At 36.3% G+C, this 15275-nt stretch carries 16 protein-coding genes and 1 other RNA gene; 9 read left to right on the top strand and 8 right to left on the bottom strand.

Features of this window, described 5'->3' with window-relative positions:
- Positions 1-244 precede the first annotated feature (244 nt).
- The 4 genes from menE to QJV49_RS11310 all read left to right on the top strand — a co-directional run bounded on the left by menE (position 245) and on the right by QJV49_RS11310 (position 3498).
- Entirely contained in the window at positions 245-1600 is a 1356-nt protein-coding gene (gene menE, locus QJV49_RS11325; RefSeq protein WP_225511671.1) for an o-succinylbenzoate--CoA ligase, read from the top strand.
- Positions 1597-2709 carry an o-succinylbenzoate synthase gene (gene menC, locus QJV49_RS11320; protein WP_225511670.1) on the top strand — a complete coding sequence of 371 codons (1113 nt, stop codon included), beginning with the start codon at positions 1597-1599 and terminating at the stop codon, positions 2707-2709. Before menE ends, menC begins: the two co-directional genes overlap by 4 nt.
- 193 nt (positions 2710-2902) lie before the next feature.
- Positions 2903-3040, top strand: a complete 138-nt coding sequence (locus QJV49_RS11315; protein WP_225511669.1) for a hypothetical protein — start codon at positions 2903-2905, stop codon at positions 3038-3040.
- Between the two features lie 41 nt (positions 3041-3081).
- Complete coding sequence (locus QJV49_RS11310; protein ID WP_225511668.1) at positions 3082-3498, top strand: PaaI family thioesterase; 417 nt, start codon at positions 3082-3084, stop codon at positions 3496-3498.
- A 25-nt stretch (positions 3499-3523) separates the two neighbouring features.
- On the opposite strand, the gene QJV49_RS11305 is transcribed toward QJV49_RS11310, so the two are convergent.
- From QJV49_RS11305 to QJV49_RS11280, 6 genes are all read right to left on the bottom strand, one after another.
- Entirely contained in the window at positions 3524-4048 is a 525-nt protein-coding gene (locus tag QJV49_RS11305; RefSeq protein ID WP_225511667.1) for a hypothetical protein, read from the bottom strand.
- Positions 4049-4098: 50 nt separating this feature from the next.
- An RNA gene (gene ffs / locus QJV49_RS11300) (signal recognition particle sRNA small type) lies at positions 4099-4184 on the bottom strand.
- 15 nt (positions 4185-4199) lie between these two features.
- A complete protein-coding gene (gene tadA / locus QJV49_RS11295; RefSeq protein ID WP_225511666.1) occupies positions 4200-4667 on the bottom strand; it encodes a tRNA adenosine(34) deaminase TadA in 468 nt (155 codons plus the stop codon).
- Entirely contained in the window at positions 4668-5606 is a 939-nt protein-coding gene (locus QJV49_RS11290) for a metallophosphoesterase (protein WP_225511665.1), read from the bottom strand. It abuts the gene before it with no gap.
- Positions 5594-6346 carry an MBL fold metallo-hydrolase gene (locus QJV49_RS11285; RefSeq protein ID WP_225511664.1) on the bottom strand — a complete coding sequence of 251 codons (753 nt, stop codon included), beginning with the start codon at positions 6344-6346 and terminating at the stop codon, positions 5594-5596. Before QJV49_RS11285 ends, QJV49_RS11290 begins: the two co-directional genes overlap by 13 nt.
- 124 nt (positions 6347-6470) lie before the next feature.
- Positions 6471-7580, bottom strand: coding sequence for a vitamin B12 independent methionine synthase (locus QJV49_RS11280; RefSeq protein ID WP_225511663.1), 1110 nt, complete (start codon positions 7578-7580; stop codon positions 6471-6473).
- Positions 7581-7747: 167 nt separating this feature from the next.
- Between QJV49_RS11280 and QJV49_RS11275 the strand changes: the two genes are divergently transcribed.
- A complete protein-coding gene (locus QJV49_RS11275; RefSeq protein ID WP_225511662.1) occupies positions 7748-8734 on the top strand; it encodes a zinc-binding alcohol dehydrogenase family protein in 987 nt (328 codons plus the stop codon).
- 32 nt (positions 8735-8766) lie between these two features.
- Here the strand turns inward: QJV49_RS11275 and QJV49_RS11270 are convergent, their stop codons facing one another.
- Positions 8767-9429: a YoaK family protein gene (locus QJV49_RS11270; RefSeq protein WP_225511661.1), complete on the bottom strand. Its 663-nt coding sequence runs from the start codon at positions 9427-9429 to the stop codon at positions 8767-8769.
- 199 nt (positions 9430-9628) lie between these two features.
- On the opposite strand from QJV49_RS11270, the gene QJV49_RS11265 reads away from it, so the two are divergent.
- From QJV49_RS11265 to QJV49_RS11250, 4 genes are all read left to right on the top strand, one after another.
- The gene (locus QJV49_RS11265; protein WP_225511660.1) at positions 9629-9847 is read left to right on the top strand and encodes a zinc ribbon domain-containing protein; all 219 of its coding nucleotides are present in this window, start codon (positions 9629-9631) and stop codon (positions 9845-9847) included.
- Positions 9848-9953: 106 nt separating this feature from the next.
- Positions 9954-11948, top strand: a complete 1995-nt coding sequence (locus QJV49_RS11260) for an ATP-binding cassette domain-containing protein (protein ID WP_225511659.1) — start codon at positions 9954-9956, stop codon at positions 11946-11948.
- Between the two features lie 206 nt (positions 11949-12154).
- Positions 12155-12799: a DedA family protein gene (locus QJV49_RS11255; protein ID WP_225511658.1), complete on the top strand. Its 645-nt coding sequence runs from the start codon at positions 12155-12157 to the stop codon at positions 12797-12799.
- A 70-nt stretch (positions 12800-12869) separates the two neighbouring features.
- Complete coding sequence (locus tag QJV49_RS11250; RefSeq protein ID WP_225511657.1) at positions 12870-13481, top strand: TMEM175 family protein; 612 nt, start codon at positions 12870-12872, stop codon at positions 13479-13481.
- A gap of 19 nt (positions 13482-13500) precedes the next feature.
- On the opposite strand, the gene lmrA is transcribed toward QJV49_RS11250, so the two are convergent.
- The gene (gene lmrA / locus QJV49_RS11245; protein WP_225511760.1) at positions 13501-15255 is read right to left on the bottom strand and encodes a multidrug efflux ABC transporter LmrA; all 1755 of its coding nucleotides are present in this window, start codon (positions 15253-15255) and stop codon (positions 13501-13503) included.
- Positions 15256-15275 lie beyond the last annotated feature (20 nt).

Raw genomic sequence — 15275 nt, 5'->3', positions numbered from 1 at the left:
CTTTAGCAGCTTAGTGAAACTGCGATGACAGTTCGAAAAGAACTGACTGAACCGCATTTTTCTATCTCCGTAGCAAACTACTCCGTTGTCCATTCTCGCTAAACTGCTAAAGCAGTTAGTCGAAGTGGCAATTTTCATTACTTCAAAGCAGTCAACTAAAATCTGACATCAAAGATATCAGATTGTTACTGTCCCTGAAGTCTAAGCGCTAAAATACTAAGGCGGCGGGCTCACATCTTAAAATATGAAATGGTTAAAAAAACAGGCGGAACTTTATCCCCAAAAACAATTTTTAAATGACTTTACTTTTGCCCAAATCAATCAGGAAGTCAATAAGACGGCTGAACATTTGGCTCCTCTTATCGACAATCAATCACGGGTTGCCCTCCTTTCAGAAAACTCTGTTGAAATGGCAGTCGTTTTGTTTGCCTTGCTCGGTTTGTCAAAAGAAGTTCTTCTTTTGAATAGGCATCTAACCGAATACGAACTGACTGAGCAAGTCAATGAACTCAAGATTGAGACAGTCTTCACATCGGATTCACTGACAGATAAAGTTACTGACAGCATTTCTTTTTCGGAAATTTGGACTAGTAACCCTTGCCCTGTAAGTCTGTCAGCAGATTTTTCTGATGATAAAATTGCGGTCATCATGAACACTTCCGCTACTACCGGAAAATTTAAATCTGTCCCTATTACTTGGGGCATGATTTCAAATCACGTCAAAGCCTCAAAGGAAACGCTTGGCGCTTATGACAATGATAATTGGCTTGTCATCTTACCCATGTTTCATGTTTCTGGACTTTCCATTATTATGCGTACTTTATATAATGCAACATCAGCTACAATTGTTGATAAATTTGATGAAAACCAACTTCTTGAAATAGTCAATTCTGGGAAAATCAACATGGTTTCACTCGTCCCAACCCTCCTTACGAGAATTGCTGACAAATTGTCTGGTAATAATTTACGTTTAATTCTACTTGGTGGTGAATTTATTCCCCAACCTTTAATCAAAAAATGCCAAGAATTAGGTCTTCCTATCTACAAAACTTATGGAATGACTGAAAGTTTTTCACAGTCTGTCACTTTTAATATTTTAGATTTTCCTGATAAAACAAGCTCTGTCGGGCGACCATTACCAGGTGTTGAAATTGAGATTCGTCAAGCTGACCCTGCTGGCGTTGGTGAAATTTGGTTAAAATCTCCGATGTTGATGAAAGCATATCTAGGCCAAAAGCCTTACGGTACTGCTTTTGAAACGGGCGATATCGGTTACCTTGATGCCGACGGTTTTCTCTATCTGCTCAATCGCAGAAAAGATATCATCATTTCTGGCGGTGAAAATATTTACCCCAAAGAAATCGAAGATTTAGTTTATTCTCTTCCTGAAATCAAAGAATGTGCCCTTGTTGCTAAACCAGATGTCAAGTGGGGACAAGTTCCAATTCTCTTTGTTTCAGGCAATATTTCCCAAGAAAAATTAAAAAACTTTCTCACTGAAAAACTGGCAAAATACAAACGCCCCCAAGCCATCACTTTCATGGATGAGTTGCCAAAAAATGCTTCTGGAAAAATCTTAAGAAAAGAGCTTAAAGGATGATAATTGAAAAAATTACAATGTTTCATGTTCAACTCCCTATGAAATTTAATTTTAAGACCGCCAAAGGTTCCTTAAATCTCCGAGATACAATTATTATAAAAGTTGAAAGCCCTAACGGACTTTTCGGATTTGGTGAGGTTGTTGCTTTCACGACTCCTTTTTATACTTCAGAAACTTTTGCTGATTCTTGGAAAATCTTGGAAGAAACTTACCTGCCAGAAATTTTGCAAAAAAACTTCTCACATCCTTTTGAAATACATGAATTTTTTAGAAATCCCTTACCAATGGCTCTGGCCGGACTAGAAAATGCACTCCTAGATTTGTATTTTAAAGAAAGAAATGAAAATTTGATTGCTGGACTTTTCCAAGAAAAATTAGCCAATAAAATTCCTCGTGGTGCGGTCATTGGACAAATGTCTGATGAGCAAACCATTAAGGAAATTGACCAACTTATTAACAGTGGCGTCAAAAGAATTAAATTAAAAATTAGTCCACAAATTGGGACTGACTTGATTAAAAAGCTGGTAAAAAGATATCCACAAATTACATTTGCTCTTGATGCCAATCGAAGTTTTCAACTGACAGACTGGCCAGTCATCAAAGAGCTAGACGAACTTGGTCTGGCTTGTATCGAAGAACCTTTTAATATCAAAGATTTATCCGAATTAAAATTACTGACAGAAAACTTCTTAACACCAATTTGCTTCGACGAATCCGTTCAAGATTTGGAAAGTCTAAAAATACTGACAGAACTTCCTTTTAGAACGATGCTCAACGTAAAAATAGGTCGTTTAGGTGGACTTTATCAAACTCAAAAAGCCATCGAATTTTGCAGACACCATCAGATTGGCTTTTGGATTGGCAGTATGGTTGAGTCTGGTATCTCAAAAATACTCCATGTCCAACTCGCCGCGCTTTCTGGAAATGCTATGGCCGGTGATTTATCCGATTCCAAGCATTATTTTGACATAGACCTCATTCAACCAGAAATTGCATTTCCAAACGGTTGGATGACCGTCCCGACTGGAATTGGTATCGGTCTGTCAGTTAATGAAACGCTACTCAAAGGTTATACTGTAGAAAAATTGATTATGACTTACTTTAGATGAACGAAAAAAGATAAAAATTGGAACCTGCAACTCCAGGTGAATTTTGGTTCGCAAATTTTATCTACAACCTTGAAGTTCTGCTTCAAGCAAAATCACTTTTTTCCTACATCCGCTCAGTTGTCTCTTTTGGCAATGTCGCTAGCTACGCCGTCCATTCCAGCTAAGTACTGTTCTTCGCTACGCTCGAATGTCCATGCTAAAGCGCAACGAGAATCGCAAGTACTTGTTGGCAGGGCAAGCGTCAGCCAAAAAGGCATTTTTCATCATTTCAAGACAGTCGGCGACAAACTTGCTTGTCGTTGTCCCCGAAGCTCGTGCACTAAAGTGCTAAGGCCCTAGGGCGGTATCACATCTTATTAAGGAGATTTTCCAATGAACATGATTGACCAACTCAATATCACAGATTTTCAAGTTTTTACTGACGAAAATTCTGACAAGTCTGTCAGTAAAATTTATAAGTTTTCAAGTAAAATGATCCTCAGCGATTTTCATGCTCAACCGCACGGCTTTTTAAACGGAGGTGCAAGTCTTGCCCTCGCTGAAATCACAGCTGGTATGGCAAGTAATACAATCGGCTCTGGTCAATATTTTGCCCTTGGCCAAAGCATTAATGCCAACCATCTCAATCCCAAAAAATGCGAAGGTTTCGTAAATGCCCGCGGTCTTCTCCTCAAAAATGGCAGACGCAACCATGTCTGGGAAATCAAAATCACTGACGAAAATGAAACGCTCATTTCTCAAATCACAGTGGTCAATGCTTTGGTACCACAAAAAAACTCTGACAAATAATCAGAGTTTTTTTAGACGGCGTAAGTTAACCATTTTCTCTTATAAAATAAACCTCAAATTCATCAGCAACCTTATCACTTCCTGAAGGAAGAATTCTCATTTTTACTTTATTTTTATTAATAACTTTATAACGGAAAAAAGCTTCTTCTCCTCTTTCATTAATATTTATTTTCACTGGCCGAAAACCATCTTTGTCGAATTCATTCAATGGACGATAAACAGAATTTTCTCTTACAAATTCTCCATCAATATTCCCCTGCCCGTTTTTCAATTCTCTAAATATTAACTCCACTTGTTCTTTACCATACTTAAAATGAGGCTCATTACCCAAATTGGCTCGATAAAATTGTACCTTGAGCTCTTTAGACATTGGTAATCTTACATCTGAAATCCAAGCGCCATACAAAAAATGAATCGAATCTTTTTTATTTTTCTTCTCATTTTGACTTTTAACCAAACTCTGGCAAGATTTAAAAATTACTAAAGGAATCAAAATTACCAATAAAACTAAAATTATCCATTTCACATTTTTCAAATTTTCATTTTTCATAAACTCCTCCTTTGTCATCTTTATAATGATACTTTACCATAAATAAGGATACAAAAAAAGAGCACATAAGTTCCATACTTAGTGCTGCTACCGTCAGGTCCTGACACGCTTCGTAAGAAACTTATTGCTCCGAAAACTATTATAACACAATTTATTTTTTTCGTCTATTTTTAAAGAAATCTTGCATGATTTTTGCACACTCGTCTTCTAAAATCCCCGATTCTACTTGGACTCGATGGTTCAGTCGCTTGTCTTCTAAAATCTGATAAAGACTGACCGTTCCTCCAAATTTAGGATTTGTCGCTCCAAAGTAAACTTGTGGAATCCGCGCTAACCCAATTGCTCCGGCACACATGACACAAGGTTCAATGGTAACAAAGAGGGCGCAATCAAGAAGTCGCCAATTTCCCACTGCCTGATTTGCCGCTTCAATCGCACAAACTTCAGCATGATGTGTCGCCCGACCATCAAGCTCTCGCCTATTGAAATCACGCGCAATAATTTCACCGTTTTTAACAATGACAACTCCAATCGGAACTTCCTCATTTTCAGCTGCTTTCTGCGCTTCTTTGAGTGCTTCCGTCATAAAAAATTCTTTTTCTTCTTCTGTAAAATTCATTTATCCTAAAAATTTCTCTTGTTCAAGACAATATATTTTGACTGGAACTGCTTCAAATTGTTCTAATGTCGCATTGACAATTGTATTATCTAAACAAATATAGTTTCGATGTTTACCAAATAAAAAACCACTCACATGACCAACAAAGACCTGAACATCAGTGTTTGGTACCCCCACAGCTTTAGCAACACTATTTCGCCGTTCAAAAGAATCACCTGGCAAATGTTCCCAAAACAAATCTTTTATCTTCTCTTTTTCATAAGAAAGGCTCATTTTTGCACTATGAGAGAGTACCACCCACTTATTTTCAATTTTTTCAATCAACTGTTCTGGCTGACCAAAGTTATTTTTCATTTCTGTCAGTAAAAATTGTCTGTCAGCAACTGACAGTTTTTTCCAGTTTTCAATTGAATACTGCCAGCCATTTGGCGGAGCCCCTTCATAAATATCAATTGTTCCAATTGCATTAGAAAGTTGCTCTTCATCCGTTTTACCGTCACTTGCAAGTTCTGACCACATTTGCTCATGATTTCCCATCATGACTGTCACATGATAACCAGCATCTGGCAAAGTTTTCAACAAATAAAGTAAGACATCAAAGCCAAATCGGCCATGATCAATGCTATCTCCCAAGACAAAAAGCCGGTCATTTTTACTAAAATGAATCTCTGTCAGCGTTTTTTTCAAACCAGATAAACGTCCATGAATATCAGAAACAAATAAATTACGCTGATAGTGCTTATCATCACTGACAAACCTCGTTTTAGAACTGTCAGCAATTTTTTTAACCAATTGTTCAATCTGACTTTTCGTTTTTGGTAGATTGTAATTAAGCACACAATTTTGGATACTGACAAAACCAAAGAAAATTCCTGTCAGTAAAATGACAAATGAAATGAGGAAAATTAGCTTTTTAAAAGGGTTTATCAAAGTTGCCATTTTTTATGCGGAACTGCTAAATCAGTAATGACAGCATCCCCCGCTGCTTCTTTTGCTTCTGTCAGTAAAATATCCAAATCACCAAATTGTGGCAGATGAGTCAAAATTAATTTTTTAACCTTTGCATCCTTAGCAATTTGACCAGCTTCAATTGATGATAAATGATTAGGCATTTTTGCTTTATCTTTAAAGAAATAAACATCAGCAAGAAGAAGGTCAGCCCCTTTGGCAAAGTCAGTCAATTCATCAAAATAACCAGTATCTCCAGTATAAATCAAAACTTGTCCCGTTCTGCGTTCAACAATGCGCATGGCATAATTCACCACAGGATGAACTGTTTTTAGAAAAGTAATATCAAAAGGACCAACTTTTGTTCCATTTTCGACATCATAAAGATGACCTTCCGAAACCTTATCCAAAGTTAATTTAGAAAATTCATATTCATTTTCCCCATGACCATAAATAGGCAACATCATTCCATCCCAACCATCTTGACCCAATGGATAAAGCTGACGATATTGGCGAAGAGCCCCCAAATCTGCAATATGGTCTTCATGATAATGACTCAAAATAACTGCATCAAGTTGAGTTGGTTGCAATTCATGTTCAAGTTCTGTCACCGCGCGTGAACCACAATCTAAAAGCATGTTAAAGCCTGATTCTGATTGTAAAAGATAAGAGGTTGTTCCGGCATCGCGCGTAGGATATCCGCCCCAAACACCTAGTGCTGTTAATTTCATATTTTTTCTCGCTTTCTTTATTTTTTGCTTAAGTCTATTATAACAAAGCAAAGCTCATTTCGCTTATGCGCCATTTAAACTTTACTGTCAAACAAAAAAAGTGGTAGCATCCACCACTTTTCTCTTATTTCCAAATTTTATCCACAAACTTTTTAATATGTGCTAATTTAGCCCATTCTTCTTCTTCAGTCAAATCGTTTCCTTCTTCTGTAGAAGCAAATCCACATTGTGTTGAAAGTGCTAAATTTTCAAGTGGAATCGATTCAAGTGCCTCGTCTAAGCGAGCTTTAATGTCTTCATACTTTTCAAGTTCTGGATGTTTAGAAGTGAAAAGTCCTAACACAAGCAAGACATCTTTTCTTTGATTCCAGATTTCTGCTAAGGGAGCAAAAGAACCTGAGCGAGCATCATCATATTCTAAAAAGAAAGTATCATAATTAAGCTGACCTAAGTATTTTGCCACAGGCTCATAAGAACCCTCAAATAAATAAGTTGATTTAAAATTTCCTCGACAAATATGAGTCGAAACTCTCAAGTCCTCAGGTAAATCCTTCAAGAGTTTATTAACAAGATAGACAATATCCTCACACATCTTAACATACTTTTCATGATTTTCTGGATCATCTAATAATCTGGCAATAAGATAAGCCCAAGTCGTATCATCCAGTTGAATATAACGCGCACCCAATTCATAAAAATGGAGCAAAGTTTCATGATAAGCTTGAGCCAAATCATCTAAGAATTCTTCCCAACTTCCATAAAATTCTGGCCAACGGTCTGAACGACCATCACGATTAGGAATTAACGAAGGTGAAGGAATAGTAACTTTAGGTTCAACTCCTTCTGGTAAAAGACTTTTTAAATAGTTAAAATCCGCAAAAAAGGGATGTTCTGGGTTAAAAGCTACTTTACCAGTCAATTCAATATTAGTTGTCCTTGTTTTTGCACCATGGAATTTATAAGAATCCTCTTGTTCATAAGTCCCAACTCCATTAAGCCCCCAGAGGAAATCTAAGTGCCACCACGAACGATTAAATTCTCCATCTGTCACCGCTTTAAGGCCAACGTTCACTTCTTCTTTCACTAATCTCTTAATTTCAGATTCTTGAATTTTTTTAAAGTCACTTAATGGAAGTTGCCCTTCTGAATAAGCCAAACGTGCTTCTTTTAAAGTTTGGGGACGGAGAAAACTTCCAACGTGGTCAAAATGATAATGCTTATAAGTTTTTGTCATGAAATTACCTAGATTCTATTAGTTTAACTCATTCCATTGTAGCAAAGCGTCATGTCTTTGGTCTTAGAAATTTTCAATGACATGATGTAAATATTTAATATTAAATTTAAGTGATTGACTTGGAGTTCGCACTGGTATATACTTTTACTTATAAGAGAGGTAGAAAAATGAAAGCAGTAGGAACAATTGATTCTAGTAAAAATTTTATTGACTTTGAAATAGAAAAGCCAATCTTACGCCCCCACGATTTATTGATAAAAGTCGAGGCAATCTCAATCAATCCAGTTGATACAAAGGTTAGAAATGGGATTAAAGGCAATTTAGCAGAACCAAAAATTTTAGGTTGGGATGGTTTAGGAACTGTAGTCGAACTTGGGAGTGAAACTAAGCTTTTTAAGGTTGGGGATAAAGTGTTTTGGGCCGGTGATGTTACTCGTTCAGGTTCAAATGCTGAATTCCAAGCCGTTGATGAACGAGTTGTTGGTTTTGCTCCAAAAAATTTGACCAAAGAAAAAGCAGTCGCTATGCCTCTAACAAGTTTGACTGCCTATGAACTTCTCTTTGAAAAACTAGAAGTGACTGATGAATCTAAAGGAAAATCACTTCTCATTATTAATGGTGCAGGGGGCGTTGGCTCAGTAGCAACCCAGATGGCCAAAAATGCCGGATTGACAGTAATTGCTACGGCATCAAATCCCCAAGCCATTGAATGGGTCAAGAATTTTGGCGCCGATTATACCGTCAATCATCATGAAAATTTGGTACCTCAAATTCATGAACTTGGCTTTAAGTTTGTAGATTATATTTTAATATTAAATGCTGTTGTTGAACATATGCCAGCAGTAAATGAGTTAATTGCGCCACAAGGTTCGATTGCAAATATTGTTGAACCAGGGCAAGCTATTAATTTAGATAAACTAGCTCATAAATCTGCACGTTTTAACTTTGAATGGATGTTTACAAAAGTCGTCTCAAATACATCTGATTTACAAAGTCAACATGATATTTTAAATAAAGTTTCTGAATGGCTAGATACTGGTGTTCTAAAAAGTACAATGACTCAAAATCTCGGACCTATTACCGCTGAGAATGTGAAAAAAGCTCATGAACTCATTGAAAAAAATCATACAATCGGAAAAATTATCCTATCTTAACAATTAAAAAAATCCTCTTATTTTGAGGATTTTTATATTTCATCAAAACGAACAATTAGATAAACAACACCTATCATGAAAGTAGAGCCCATCATTGTCCAACTTCCAAACCAATTTCCAGCAAGTGTTGCAATGGCTGCTCCAGCAAAGAAAATACTGATAAGCGCTGCATATATACCAACCGAACGAAGTTTTTGTTTATCCTTGGTAATGATATACTGGGCAAGATTTGCCGACATGGACTTCATATTACCTGTCATAAAGATACTTCCGTAAGCACGACCATGAACTTTCGTAAAAGTATCATATTGTATCGCCATAAAGTAAGAGAAAATCCCAACATAAAAGGAAACAGGAATTTTTAAGCCCAAACCATAAGCCAAAGCAAAAATTGTCACCCCTAACCATTGAACCAATAACAAATAAGAGGCATCAAAACGGCGACGTTTTATCAAATAGTGAGAATAAAATCCCCGAGTCATTACTCCTAATATAAAGAAGATAATCGGAATTGCAAAATCCCAAAATCTGACAAAATCTCCTTTGGCAATATTAATTCCTGCCTGAATGACATTACCTGATTGAGCCCCAATAAAACGATCATCAAAATGAAAGAATGAAAAGCCATCCATAAATCCAGCATTTAGAGCAAAAATTAATGCTATTCGTAATTTTTCTTTAACTTGTTTATCCATAACTAGAATTATATCACAAAGATTATTTTATTTTTTTCTATCATGATCTGAACTTCACTTTTTTATTCTGTAATTAAGTTATATATTAAGTAATAAAGCGGATTCAAAAGACTTAAAGAATCAACTTTTTTGAGTTATAATGGATTTAAACGATTAAGAAGACAAGCTATTTTCACTTTATCAACGAGGAGGATTTAAAATGAACGGTTATCAACAACAATATACTTGCATTAAATGTGGCAATCATAGTTTTGAAGAAGATCAACTTCAAGCGACTGGTGGAAATTTTTCAAAGATTTTTGATGTACAAAATAAGAAATTTATTACTATTTCTTGTTCTCAATGTGGGTACACAGAACTCTATAAAGCACAAACGAATACAGGAATGAATATTTTAGACTTTTTACTGAATGGTTAACTTAGGTAGTCAATAAATTTGAAAATAAGACTTAGGTCTTATTTTTATTTAAGAAAATTAAGTTATAATGTAAAGTACATACTTTAAGAAAAGGAAGAGAGTCTTTATGGCCGTTTTGGAATTAAAAAATATTAGGAAATCCTATTTTCTTGGAAAAGAAGAATTTCCTGTCCTCAAAGGGATCAACCTCGAGTTTGAGCGTGGTGATTTCGTCAGTCTCCTAGGAGAATCCGGGGGAGGTAAGTCAACTCTGATGAATATCATTGGAGGACTTGACCGTAAATATGAGGGGGATGTCATCGTTGACGGCCTTGCTCAAAAAACAAAAAAAGAAAAAGATATGGATGCTTACCGTCGAGATACTATCGGTTTCATCTTCCAATCTTTCAATCTTGTTAGCTATTTGAGTGTATTAGATAACATTTTAATTAGTCTTAAAATGACAAGCTTATCTGATAAAGAACGTCATGAAAGAGCGATTGAGCTCACAAAACAAGTTGGTCTTTACGAACACCGTAAGAAAAATCCGTCACAACTTTCCGGAGGACAAAAACAAAGGGTCGCAATCGCACGTGCCCTAGCTTCTGATCCTGAAATTATTCTTGCTGATGAACCTACTGGTGCCCTTGACTCGCAAAATACGAAAGAAGTTTTAGCGCTCTTACGTCAAATTGCTCAATCTGGTAAAACAGTAATCGTCGTCACTCACTCACAAGAAGTTGCTGATTACGGTACAAGAATTATCCGTTTGGCCGATGGACAAATCACAGGTGACGAACGTCTTAAAGAGCCCTATCCAGTTGAATCACATCAACGGATGAAGTCAAAAGCATTATCGTATCGTGATACCTTTAGAACAGCCTTTAAACACTTTACTCATTCTTGGAAAATCAATTTATTAATTGCAATCGGAACAGCAATCGGCCTGTTCTCAGTCATCTTTTTCTTAGGACTAGGAAATGGTGCAACCAAATATATGAATGACACCATTACTTCAAGTGTCAATCCGAATGTGGTCACCATCTTCAAGCGGACAACAACTGATAATAAATTAGGAAATGAGCAAGCACTCCAACAAACGCAACAAGAACTTGGAAATGCTGCTACTAACCTTGACAGTACTCATCTTTCAAAATTGAAAAAAGTTGATAACGTCAAAAAAGTTGAGCCAACTTATTCAATTTCTGGCTTAGGAACACTTACTGCCAGTGATAAATCTAAATCTGGTTTAATGACTCTTGATACTTGGACTCAATCAAATATCAATGATGATTACGTTGCTGGTTCAAAACCTGCTGATGGCGAAATTGCAATCTATGCTAGTGATGCTAAAGAATTAAATAAAGATTATAAATCATTAGTTGGTAAGAAAATTACTTTAAAAATTCCAGCTAAAACAGCTGCTGGAACAAGTGTTGAAGTTACAAAAGAATTCACTGTATCTGGTATTTTGAAAAATCCTCAAGGGCCTGCAAGCTCTTCTAGCAGCCTAATTGCCACTTACAATACTGTCAAAACTGCTCTCGAATCTGCTAATGCAGATAGTGATGCCACTTATGCAGTAGTTACAGTTAATAAAGTAGATAATGTCAAATCAACAACTTCTGACATTCAAAACTTGAAAATTGATGGAACAAAAGCATTCGTTACATATAGTGTTACTTCATTCCTCGATGTCATCACTAATGTTACAAATATCGTCAGCTATGTTCTTGCCGCTATTGCCGGAATCAGTTTGATTGTCTCAATCTTTATGATTGTTGTTACTACTTACATGTCTGTTGCTGAACGGACAAAAGAAATTGGTGTTATCCGCGCACTCGGTGGACGTAAGAAAGATATTTCTCGTCTCTTCACCGCTGAAAGCTTGATTCTTGGTCTGTCATCAGCCGCTATCGCTATTGGATTTGCCTACCTCGGACAATTCCTCATCAATAAAGCTCTAAGTAGTTTCCTTGACGGGGCAAGTATCGTTCAAATTTCTGGTGGACACATTATCTTTGCGATTATCGTTGCTGTATTAATTGCTCTCCTCGCAAGTTTAGCTCCAAGTGGACGTGCAGCACGTTTGAACACAATTGAAGCCCTCGCTTCTGAATAACATACAAATTCTTCTGTCAGTCATTTCAAATGACTGACAGAACTTGTAGATGAAGTTTATCTACTGACAGCCTCTGTCAGTAAACCTAGGATTTCAAAAAATAGACCTTGCCAAAAGACAAAGCCTATTTTTTGTACTTTATATTGTTTGGAGCCCTTCCATCCTTATGTTAGAATTAAAGTAATAGACAAATAAAAGGAGTATTAATGCAAGAAATAATTATCCAAGTCATGAACCAATTTGGCTACTTTGGTGTTGCTTTTCTCATTATGATTGAGAATATCTTTCCACCAATTCCTTCCGAAGTAATCTTAACTTTCGGTGGTTTCATGACTACTTATAGCGAACTGGGGATTATCGGCATGATTATCGCAGCCACTATTGGTTCTGTGCTTGGTGCATTGATACTCTACTTCGTCGGTCGTCTTTTAAGCGTTGAACGCTTAGAAAAATTAGTTTCTGGACGTTTAGGAAAAGTACTTCGTCTTAAACCAGAAGACATCACAAAAGCTGAAAAATGGTTTTTAAAAAGAGGATATGCAACGATTTTCTTCTGCCGATTCATTCCTTTAATTAGAAGTCTAATTTCAATCCCTGCTGGTTCTGCTAAAATGAAACTCCCAAGTTTTCTTATTTTAACAACCTTGGGAACACTTATTTGGAACATTGTTCTAGTGTGCCTTGGAGCCGCTCTTGGTGATAACTGGGAGATGATTGCTGGAATTCTTGATTCTTACTCTTCAGTTGTAGTTGTGATTTTAGGGATTATTTTCATCCTTGCGATTCTCTTCTTTGTCAAGAAACGATTTTTCCCCAAAAATAAAAACTATTCATCTGATACAGAAAAATAAGCTTTAATGCTTATTTTTTTTATAAACTTTCATTAACTTTTGTTATAATTGGTAATACAAAGGAGATTTTATGGTATCTAAAGGGCGTTTAGCCGGTTTTATTGATGCAATTATTGCAGTAATAATGACTATTATGTTATTAGAATTCGAATTACCTAAAACAGGTGGAATTCTTGATTTTTTGAAAGATAATCTCGTCTATTTGATTGCTTATCTTTTGAGTTTTATCTATGTTACAACTTCTTGGTTTAATCAACAATATATGCTTTCACAGGCTGAGAAAATCACTCGACGAATCTATCATAGTTGCATGATTTGGGTACTCTCATTATCAATGCTTCCTGTACTTTCTGCTTGGGCTGGACGTACAATGGACTTCTTTCATGATTTCGGAATCCACTCACCAAAAGCACCTGCTCTACTCTTTATCGTGATGATTTATATTTGGGGATTTGCATATAGTTATATGACCGATTGTTTTATTGCTGACAATCCTAAAGAAAAGGCTGAACAAATCGCTCAAATGGAAGTTTATCACTATTTACGGCATCCTTTTTGGAAGATTGGAATGGTCATTAGCTTCATTATCACTTTCTTCTATCCCCCTTTTGTATTCATTTATACAGCAGGAGAAATGATCATTGCAACAATAAGAAGTCAAAATAAAAAAAACTCAACTTAAATCGTTGAGCTTTTTTAGTTTATTGACCAACAGTCAATTGTTCTGAAACATATTTAGCATAGAGTGGATGTGTGGCAACAAGTTCATTATGTTTGCCACTTCCTGTGATTTGGCCTTTTTCAATAAAGTAAATCTTATCCGCATCAACAATTGTTGAAAGTCTATGCGCAATTACGAGTGTTGTCCGACCTTTCATCAAACTATCTAAAGCCTTTTGAACCATTGATTCTGATTCACTATCCAAACTAGCCGTTGCTTCATCAAGCATCAGGATTTTTGGATTTCTCAAGAAAGCACGAGCAATTGCTAAACGTTGTCTTTGACCACCAGATATTTTCACGCCTCGTTCACCAACTTCCGTATTAAGTTGATCAGGCATATTTTCAACAAAACTTCTTGCAAAAGCTAAATCAAGAACTTGCCAAAGGTCATCATCTGTATAGTTACCTTCAAGTCCGTAAGTTAAATTTTCACGAATGGTTCCAGCCATGATGGCTGAATCTTGACTGACAAAACCAATTTGACTCCGCCAATTTTCCAAAGAAATATTATCAATCGGTTGATCATCAATTTTTATTTCTCCTGCCGTTGGTTGATAAAAACGTTCTAAAAGAGAGAAAATTGTTGATTTACCACCACCTGAAGGTCCGGCAAAGGCAATAATTGAATTAGGTTGAGCTTCAAAAGAGATATCACGTAAAATTTGTTCAGAATCATCATAAGCAAAGTCAACATGGCGTGCTGAGAGGGTTTTTCCTTCCAAATCAAGACTTTCTCCTTGATGAAGTACTTCTTGTTCTTCATCAAGTAATTCTGTCAAACGACCTGTTGATCCTGAAGCTTTAGCAAGTTCTGTAAAGAAAGTTGCCACAGTTGGTACGGCTCCGATTAAGTTCATCAAATACATCATCATTCCAAGCAAAGTTCCAAGGCTCATGACTCCTGTTGAGATGAGATAAATTCCGTAAGCAAGAAGTCCAAAGATCATCAGCATCATTGATAACATCATAACTGGTGACATCAAACCATCAAAGATAGCTTCTTTTACCCCAATTTTATAAAGTGCATTGACATCATTTTCTGCTTTTTTAGAGGCTTGTTTTTCAGCATTTGAAGATTTTACCAAGCGAATTTCTGATAATGATTCACTAGCAATCCCTTGGAAATTTGCTAAAGAATCTTGTCTAGTTCGCCCAATTTTTTGGCCAAAAGTCATAATTGGGAACATAATGAGCATAACTACTGGAACAGCAATAATCATGGCAAGAGTCAAACGCCATTGCATCTGAAGCATGAAGACAATTGAACCAACCAAAAGTAAAATAGACGTAAAAGCTTGTGGAATACTGTTTGCAATTAAATTTTTAACTTGGGTGGTATCGTTGGCCAAACGAGAACTCATTTCTCCTGTTTTTACTTCGTCAAAATATTTTACTGGCAGATGAATCATTTTATCCCAGACACGCGTCCTTAGATTTTTTACAACTGATTCACCAAATATCCCAAGGACAATTGCTGCAATAGCAGAAACAGCAGCTGAACCAATATAAAGAGCGATAACTAAGGCAACTTTGCCACCGTTTACTCCATGTCCAAAACTATTAACAAGTGGTTGAACCATTTTGGGGACTTGTAATTGAATTAATGTTCCAACGATTCCTGCTAGAATTCCAATGATAAAGAAAAGATAACGTGGCTTTGCGGCACGAATCAATTTGACGAAATGTTTAATGGATGTTTTGTCAACCGCTTTTCCTTCGATACGATTGGCCATTTGTGGACCTCTTTCCATTG

This window comes from Lactococcus sp. NH2-7C, assembly GCF_029953655.1.
Lineage (GTDB): Bacteria > Bacillota > Bacilli > Lactobacillales > Streptococcaceae > Lactococcus > Lactococcus lactis.
This window is presented reverse-complemented; position numbering and strand designations above follow the sequence as displayed.

Excerpts from the sequence above, each read along its gene's own strand:
- QJV49_RS11255 (WP_225511658.1), top strand. The coding sequence starts at position 12,155 with ATGCAAGAAATAATTATCCAAGTCATGAACCAATTTGGCTACTTTGGT.
- tadA (WP_225511666.1), bottom strand. The coding sequence starts at position 4,667 with ATGAATTTTACAGAAGAAGAAAAAGAATTTTTTATGACGGAAGCACTC.
- QJV49_RS11265 (WP_225511660.1), top strand. The coding sequence starts at position 9,629 with ATGAACGGTTATCAACAACAATATACTTGCATTAAATGTGGCAATCAT.
- QJV49_RS11315 (WP_225511669.1), top strand. The coding sequence starts at position 2,903 with ATGCTAAAGCGCAACGAGAATCGCAAGTACTTGTTGGCAGGGCAAGCG.
- menC (WP_225511670.1), top strand. The coding sequence starts at position 1,597 with ATGATAATTGAAAAAATTACAATGTTTCATGTTCAACTCCCTATGAAA.
- QJV49_RS11275 (WP_225511662.1), top strand. The coding sequence starts at position 7,748 with ATGAAAGCAGTAGGAACAATTGATTCTAGTAAAAATTTTATTGACTTT.
- QJV49_RS11285 (WP_225511664.1), bottom strand. The coding sequence starts at position 6,346 with ATGAAATTAACAGCACTAGGTGTTTGGGGCGGATATCCTACGCGCGAT.
- menE (WP_225511671.1), top strand. The coding sequence starts at position 245 with ATGAAATGGTTAAAAAAACAGGCGGAACTTTATCCCCAAAAACAATTT.
- QJV49_RS11290 (WP_225511665.1), bottom strand. The coding sequence starts at position 5,606 with ATGGCAACTTTGATAAACCCTTTTAAAAAGCTAATTTTCCTCATTTCA.
- QJV49_RS11305 (WP_225511667.1), bottom strand. The coding sequence starts at position 4,048 with ATGAAAAATGAAAATTTGAAAAATGTGAAATGGATAATTTTAGTTTTA.
- lmrA (WP_225511760.1), bottom strand. The coding sequence starts at position 15,255 with ATGGCCAATCGTATCGAAGGAAAAGCGGTTGACAAAACATCCATTAAA.
- QJV49_RS11310 (WP_225511668.1), top strand. The coding sequence starts at position 3,082 with ATGAACATGATTGACCAACTCAATATCACAGATTTTCAAGTTTTTACT.
- QJV49_RS11280 (WP_225511663.1), bottom strand. The coding sequence starts at position 7,580 with ATGACAAAAACTTATAAGCATTATCATTTTGACCACGTTGGAAGTTTT.
- QJV49_RS11260 (WP_225511659.1), top strand. The coding sequence starts at position 9,954 with ATGGCCGTTTTGGAATTAAAAAATATTAGGAAATCCTATTTTCTTGGA.
- QJV49_RS11270 (WP_225511661.1), bottom strand. The coding sequence starts at position 9,429 with ATGGATAAACAAGTTAAAGAAAAATTACGAATAGCATTAATTTTTGCT.
- QJV49_RS11250 (WP_225511657.1), top strand. The coding sequence starts at position 12,870 with ATGGTATCTAAAGGGCGTTTAGCCGGTTTTATTGATGCAATTATTGCA.